The sequence below is a fragment of the Chryseobacterium limigenitum genome (assembly GCF_900114875.1).
GTDB lineage: Bacteria > Bacteroidota > Bacteroidia > Flavobacteriales > Weeksellaceae > Chryseobacterium > Chryseobacterium limigenitum.
Genome location: NZ_FPKW01000046.1, coordinates 1 through 6,801, shown reverse-complemented (window position 1 = coordinate 6,801; position 6,801 = coordinate 1). Strand labels below are relative to the sequence as shown.

The following is a 6,801-nucleotide window of genomic DNA, read 5'->3' as shown; positions in this document are numbered from 1 at the left end:
TCAAGTCTAAATATTTAGCGAAAAACTCTTTCCTTGAGTTTCCAAAATCCTCCACTTCCTCCCAATCTTGGGCGTTACAAATCACTGCCAAAATGGTGATGAAAACAATGTTTTCGACGGGATGTAATTTTTTTCTATTCAATCTAAAATCTTTAATACTTTTAGCAAAAGTAAGTAATTTGTTTTTATTCATAAACATCTGATTATCAGATAAATATACGAAATAAAATTCATTTACACAAGTGTAATGTATTGATTTTTAGATAATTGCAAAATTAATTTTATCTAATTATTTTAATGCGTTTAGTCTGTTTTATGATGAATTATAGTTTCCAGCTCTAATTTTTATGTTAAAACCACGAAAATTATTTAAATATCATATAGAATTATAATCATTTTCTAATAAGGTTCAATAACAACAGAAAGGATACAAAGCGATGTTTATAAGAGTGAGATAATCAGCTTTATAATTGATTAAATGTTCAATAGCTATCTTAAACGATAAATATTCACTAAATTTTTCATTCCTTTTTATAGCTTAATTTATTTGGTTTTTAATTCCTACTAAATTTCCAAACTACAAGGTCGAAGAAATTTTCCTATAGAAATAATGTTTTTTGTGAAAAGAAATTTTATAACTTTATAGAAACTAAACTATTACTATGAGAAATACTTTTTACCAATCTTCTATTTTTATTCACATTTTACTCTCACTAAATATTTGATATACCAGTTTATAACGTTATATTTTTAATCTATTGTCAAAAAATTTAAGATAACAATATGTATTCATGATGTCTTTTATCAATAATAGAAATATTTGTCAATCTAAAATGTATTACATATGATTTTATTTGGAAACTTCTTTCAATAAACAGATTATTCTTAATTCATATTGACAAATTGGATAAATTAAACTATGTAATGTAACAGTATTGCACAAATGTCAATTATTTTCAAACTTTTAAATAAATACTAAAATGAAAAATGAATTTATATTTGGGACAACTCAAAATGAGAAGGAACTTAAAGAAAAATTAAGTTTGCTAGCCCCTAGTGATTTTTTAAGTGCCAATTCAATTATGGATTTTGAAAGATTTAAAAAAGTCGATATTGATTGGTTAGACATTTGCGAAATAAATAAATTTGATGAAAATATTAATGATATAATTCCAACAACTTTAAAGGCTGTAAAAACGTATTTTTATAGATATTGGGATTTGAAAAAATTTGGATTTATTGATTGGGACGAGGATAATTTTGACAATTTAACATTAAACGTAAAAGATAGTAGTGGTAATTTTCAGTTAAAAAACATATACTGGTCGGCATTAGATATAAGCTATTTAACTTATAATGATTTAGCTAAAGATGAATTTAATTTAGTTGATGCTAAAAATATATTGTGTTTAAAACATAAAAATGCAAACGAAAGAATATACGCTTTTTTTGATAAAAAGAACAAGCCCTTAAGCATTATAGATTTGCTACCAGTAATTGATGATACAACTACAATTGAAACTCTTTGGAAAAAAATATTTGACAAAGCAGTATCGATTAAATTAGTGATTTTAAACAAATCCATCTTAACGGAAAAACCAGAAAGAGAAAGATTATCGAAAACATTCTCTAGAAAAGAAATATTAAATAGAGAGGTTTATTATTTTAGAGAAGAATACAAAAGGCTTGATACTGAATTAGAATTTATAAATAAAGTTATAAATGCAATTGACACAAAACCAGATGCAAACAACCAAACAAAACTTGATGAATTAATAAAAAATTATTCGGACAATTTAAGTGACGAGCAGTTAAGTTTTGTATATCTTGGTTATTTCAATCTAAAAAACAAATCATTTGAAATTCAAAATAAAATAGATGACTTATGTAAGCGGGTTGAAAAACTTGGCTTTTACATTTGTTTAGCGGACACCCAAGTTTTAATAATAGGTAATAAAACATTTAATAATGCAAAAAAAGGAAATATATATCAAAGTCGCACAACACATTATGAATGGACTACTGTAGAAACAAGAACAAGACCAAAGTATAATGCTTCAAGTGGGCTTTTGGGTAGTGCTTTGGGTAGTATGGCTGGAGGTGTAGTAGGAGGCATATTAGGTGCATCTTTAGGTAATGGCTTGGAAACATACGAAGTCGTAATCCCTCATTCAGGCGATTTTTTTGATCCTATAGAAATAAGATATACCGACCCACTGATTGATTTAGAAGAGTCGCTTACAGCAAAGAATAAAAACATAAAAATATTCAGGCTTAAAAAAAGTAATGCTGGTTTTATTACAGATGAAGGACTATTATTATCCGAAATATTAAAAAAGTGTGAAAATGATGAAGACTTTAGAATTAATTGTGTCGTAATTATTCCTAAATATGATTTCATACTTTCCGACAAAAAATATCCTACAGGAGCATTTATATTTTATAATCCTTTGCCAAGTATTATTCCTTCTAATTTTCCAGTTATAAGTATTAGAGAGCGACTATCATATAGAATTGCTTGGAAAGGAGCTGAGCTTGGACAAATGGCTGCTTCTATAAATCTAGCCCCTGGTGAAACAAGGCAAATTACATTAAGTTCTTCTTTTACACAAAACACAAACAATACGTATTCTTCCAAAACTACAAGTGATGTATCGTTATCTAATTCGTTTGATTTATCCACGGAATTTCAAAATGAAGCTTCGAGAGAAATGAGTAAAACGGATTCTTTTGAAGCAGAAGTAAGTGGAAGTTACGGAGGTTTTGTTTCAGGTGGGGCAAGTGGTAGTACAACGACCAACTTGAAAACATTCTCAAGAGAAATGAGCAAAATTGCAAAAAAAACAAGCTCAAATTTGAATAAGAAATTTACTTCAGAAATCAACCAAACAAGTTCAATGTCTATCTCTGTAGAAGAAAAGAATAGCCGGTCATCAACAATCTCAAATATAAATCAAGGTAGTACATTGAATTTATTTATCTATCAAATAAACAATCGTTTTAGCAGTGGTTTATTTTTAGATGATTTAGAGTTTTCAATAAAATCAAATAGAGAAATTATTTCACAATCTGGGATATATGAGGATTTCAATGTTTCATTTCAAAAGATAGAAGATTTACTCGATTTTCTTTACAAAGAATTATGCGATATTTTAAATAAAAAAATTGATGAAGAAAGAAAATATATAATTTTTAATAAAATATGTAATAGTATAAATGAAGTATTAAGCATAGACTATTTAGAGAAAAAATATGACTCTCATGAAACAGATTTGACAAAAAAAACTTCTAATATCTTATCGCTTTCGAATAAAATAAATGATTTCATCGATGATTCTAATTTCCTTGACATCCTAAAAAGAATTGAATTAAGAAAAAAGAATAAGTATGATAAAGATTCTAAAACAATTAAAGAAGAAGAAATACAAGATAAAGTAGAATTAGAAAATAGAATTAGAAAGTTAAAAGGAATTTTATTGTCGAAGGAAATTCAAGATACAAATCTTTTAAAAGATGAAATGTTCACGATAAATTCAGGAGCATTTTATATAGATTCTATGATAGGGTTAAACCCAGCCACCGAACCATATGCAGATAAAATGAGGGTCTTAGAACAAGAAAGAGTAAAGAGTGTAATCGAAAATCAAAAAGCAATTAATAAAGAAATCAAAACTAAAACTAAACTACTGGAAAAAGATATTCCATTTGTTACAAAAATAAGTAATATCATTTTTGAACAGAATGAAAATCATCATAAATATTGTGGTTATACTTTATTACACATATCAACTAAAATCAATAAAAAAGTTGGCTTTTTAAAGCTTTTTGATTCTATTAATGATAATAAATGGAGACTTTTTCTTCAAAATTATTTAATTCAAGAAGTAAAAGTCGTAACATCAAAAGATGGTTATTTTATTAAAGTTTTTTGGGAAAACAACTTGCCAGAAATAAATATTCTTGAAAAAGATCTTTTATTGATTAATAAGAAACTTGAATTAAAATTTATTAGCGATGAGTAACATTTTAGCATTTGCAACTTGTGATAAAGGTCTTATAGATTTGCAAGAGAAAAAAATATTGAGTTATCCAAAAATTGAAAATGAAAGTACAAACAAAAATCAGTTTTACTCGCTAGATGGCGAATTCTTATGTTATGACATTGAAGTAGGCAACTCAGTTTTTATTATTGATAAGGACATTTATTTGACATTTTTACCTAAAACTTATTTAGAAGAAAAAAACAATATTATTGATTATGATAAATTAAAAGAAAGTTCTGTAAAATTAAATATCGAGCAGTATGCCTTTGAAAGGATAGCGTCAATTATTTATGCGGAAAGTTCCATAAATAAATCTGTTATAAAAACCGAAGAATTATTGAGTGAAATGACTGCAATGGCTTTTATCCTAAATAAATATCCAAAAACTATAGCATTTGGTGAGAATAGTGAAACAGCTAACAAATTAAATTATTCAATTGCAGGAGATAGAAATAAAAACAAAAGAATGAAGTTGGCTTTCAAAGGTTTAATCAATGCTTTAATAGACAATGAGGATCTGTCAAATGGTGCAACCAAATGGGATGGGCAAGAACAATCTTTTTTTGCAGATTCTGAAAATAGTCAATCTGTATTATTGGAGACAAGTAGAGGAACAATATCAATTAAGCTTCATATGAATATTATGGGCTGGACAATTTTAGATGAACACTATGATAAATGGAAATCAAATATTGGTATTAAGTTTAAAGCACCTCAAGAAAAATATGCTACAGTCGGATCAAATAAAGATAAAATAAGATATGAATCAACGGCTGTATATGGATTGACTATATTTTGGAGGATAGTGAATAAAAAAAAATAAAAGAGAAGTATGTTTACGACAAAATATGCTTTGAATCAATTAGCGGATTATGTAAAGGCATAATCTACTTTTTTAAACGTCCTCTAATCATTTATTTTTTCCTTTAAGCACATCATAAATCTGACGTAACGAGAGGTTTGAAAATTCTATATTCCACAGCGGATTATTGTTATTGGAACAACTATGGTTTTATCATTTAAGTCAAATTCTTCAACAAAACAGTAATACAGCATCTTGGCAATAGTCAGACAGGTATTTTTTCTTTTGTGTCTTAATACGCAATACATAGAATAGCTTCTACTACTGTTGATGTTCATAATCTGAGAAAGTATTTGTTCTTTAAGAAAGATTTTTCTTCCTTCAGAAGTCCATCCGCTTAGTCTTTTTATTCTTCCTTTATCAGAAATTACAAACCTGTTATCAAATCCTGGCATTGGTTTCCAATGTTCATCGGGAATATCTTCAAGCGATAAATTCAGACACGGTGGCGGATTATTCTTGTCAATTGTAGGCTTACCCAGCTTTTCCCAAAGAGATGTGTTGAGTAATTTTTCTGAAGTTTCTGATTTTGGAGGAATGATGAAATCCTCTTCTGTCGGTTCATAACTTTGCAAAAACCATCTAAATTTTCCGGCAGTTAAAAATTCCTGATTAACAGCATCCATTATACTTTCGCAACCTACTCCGATAGATTTTTCCGCATCATACATACTTTCAAAATCTGCTACCCAATTACCTTCTACGGTATATTGGCTCACGGGTTGTTTATAGATAAAATCTCTATTTCTTGCTCTATTCAACCGAAATGTTTTTAGACGCTTTTCACTAGGTGTCATTTTCTCCAAATTTTTGTAATGAACATGGAGATTGTTGGTATCTTTAAACGAAATCAAAATATTGCGGTCATAGAAATCAAATTTTTCAATAAAATGATAATAAACCAAACGGGCGATAGACTTGCGGTATTTTTTGCCTTCAGAAGCTAAAGAACAATGTATCTGATAAAAATTGCGTTGAAGATATTGGTTAAACTGTGTCACTAAAATGAGTTTCATGATGAGTTCCGGTTCTTTCTTACCTTTGGTTTTGTTTGGTAAAAAAGTCCAGCGCTCCAGACTTTTCAGCCTTCCATAATTGGAAATTGCATAATTCTCAAAATTTTCAACCAATTTCCACTCCTCTTCCGGAAGGTCTTGTAACGATGTATTGCAAAGAACATCCCTTACATATTGGTCTTTTATATCGGATGGCAGATTCATACGTTAAAATTATTCGGATCTACAAGGAATTGAGATATCTGTATTTTAGTAATGTGGATATTTATCATCAGAACCAAAATAATGAATCAGATACAAGACTGCACTAATAATAAAGCCTCCATAAGCTAACATTTTAACCGCATCAATAACCGAGCAGAAACTGTTTTTAGTAGCATTAAAACCCTGCCACATACCCGTAATAGGCGTTGAACAGTCTAAAGATTTAGATAATATAAAATAGAGTAATGAAAGTAGAAGAGAACCACCGAAAGTCCACGCAATAATAGGTTTTAGATTCATTTGAGTTTGTTTTAATTCAAATGTAATAAATTTCGTGGAAGAAAATTAACTTTGAGGGTTCAAAACAGACTAAACGCATTAAAATAATTAGATAAAATTAATTTTGCAATTATCTAAAAATCAATACATTACACTTGTGTAAATGAATTTTATTTCGTATATTTATCTGATAATCAGATGTTTATGAATAAAAACAAATTACTTACTTTTGCTAAAAGTATTAAAGATTTTAGATTGAATAGAAAAAAATTACATCCCGTCGAAAACATTGTTTTCATCACCATTTTGGCAGTGATTTGTAACGCCCAAGATTGGGAGGAAGTGGAGGATTTTGGAAACTCAAGGAAAGAGTTTTTCGCTAAATATTTAGACTTGA

6 protein-coding genes are annotated in these 6,801 nt (G+C 28.3%); 3 read left to right on the top strand and 3 right to left on the bottom strand.

Annotation, left to right across the window (positions count from 1 at the left end):
• On the bottom strand, positions 1–193 hold a 193-nt coding region (locus BT156_RS21610; RefSeq protein ID WP_083582448.1), incomplete at its 3' end, for a transposase family protein.
• 787 nt (positions 194–980) lie between these two features.
• Here BT156_RS21610 and BT156_RS21605 point away from each other — a divergent pair.
• Both BT156_RS21605 and BT156_RS21600 read left to right on the top strand, forming a co-directional pair.
• A complete protein-coding gene (locus BT156_RS21605; protein ID WP_072412979.1) occupies positions 981–4,022 on the top strand; it encodes a transcriptional regulator in 3,042 nt (1,013 codons plus the stop codon).
• Entirely contained in the window at positions 4,015–4,866 is an 852-nt protein-coding gene (locus BT156_RS21600; RefSeq protein ID WP_072412978.1) for a hypothetical protein, read from the top strand. Before BT156_RS21605 ends, BT156_RS21600 begins: the two co-directional genes overlap by 8 nt.
• Before the next feature lie 146 nt (positions 4,867–5,012).
• Here BT156_RS21600 and BT156_RS21595 read toward each other — a convergent pair whose 3' ends face one another.
• On the bottom strand, positions 5,013–6,125 hold the full coding sequence (locus tag BT156_RS21595; RefSeq protein WP_072412977.1) for an NUMOD4 domain-containing protein: 1,113 nt from the start codon (positions 6,123–6,125) through the stop codon (positions 5,013–5,015).
• A gap of 45 nt (positions 6,126–6,170) precedes the next feature.
• Complete coding sequence (locus tag BT156_RS21590) at positions 6,171–6,425, bottom strand: hypothetical protein (protein WP_072412976.1); 255 nt, start codon at positions 6,423–6,425, stop codon at positions 6,171–6,173.
• 183 nt (positions 6,426–6,608) lie between these two features.
• On the opposite strand from BT156_RS21590, the gene BT156_RS21585 reads away from it, so the two are divergent.
• Positions 6,609–6,801: transposase family protein (locus tag BT156_RS21585; RefSeq protein ID WP_083582448.1), on the top strand; the 193-nt coding region annotated here is incomplete at its 3' end.

Bases quoted from the DNA above. Each gene is read 5' to 3' on its own strand.
- BT156_RS21605 (WP_072412979.1), top strand. From the start codon at position 981: ATGAAAAATGAATTTATATTTGGGACAACTCAAAATGAGAAGGAACTT.
- BT156_RS21600 (WP_072412978.1), top strand. From the start codon at position 4,015: ATGAGTAACATTTTAGCATTTGCAACTTGTGATAAAGGTCTTATAGAT.
- BT156_RS21595 (WP_072412977.1), bottom strand. From the start codon at position 6,125: ATGAATCTGCCATCCGATATAAAAGACCAATATGTAAGGGATGTTCTT.
- BT156_RS21590 (WP_072412976.1), bottom strand. From the start codon at position 6,425: ATGAATCTAAAACCTATTATTGCGTGGACTTTCGGTGGTTCTCTTCTA.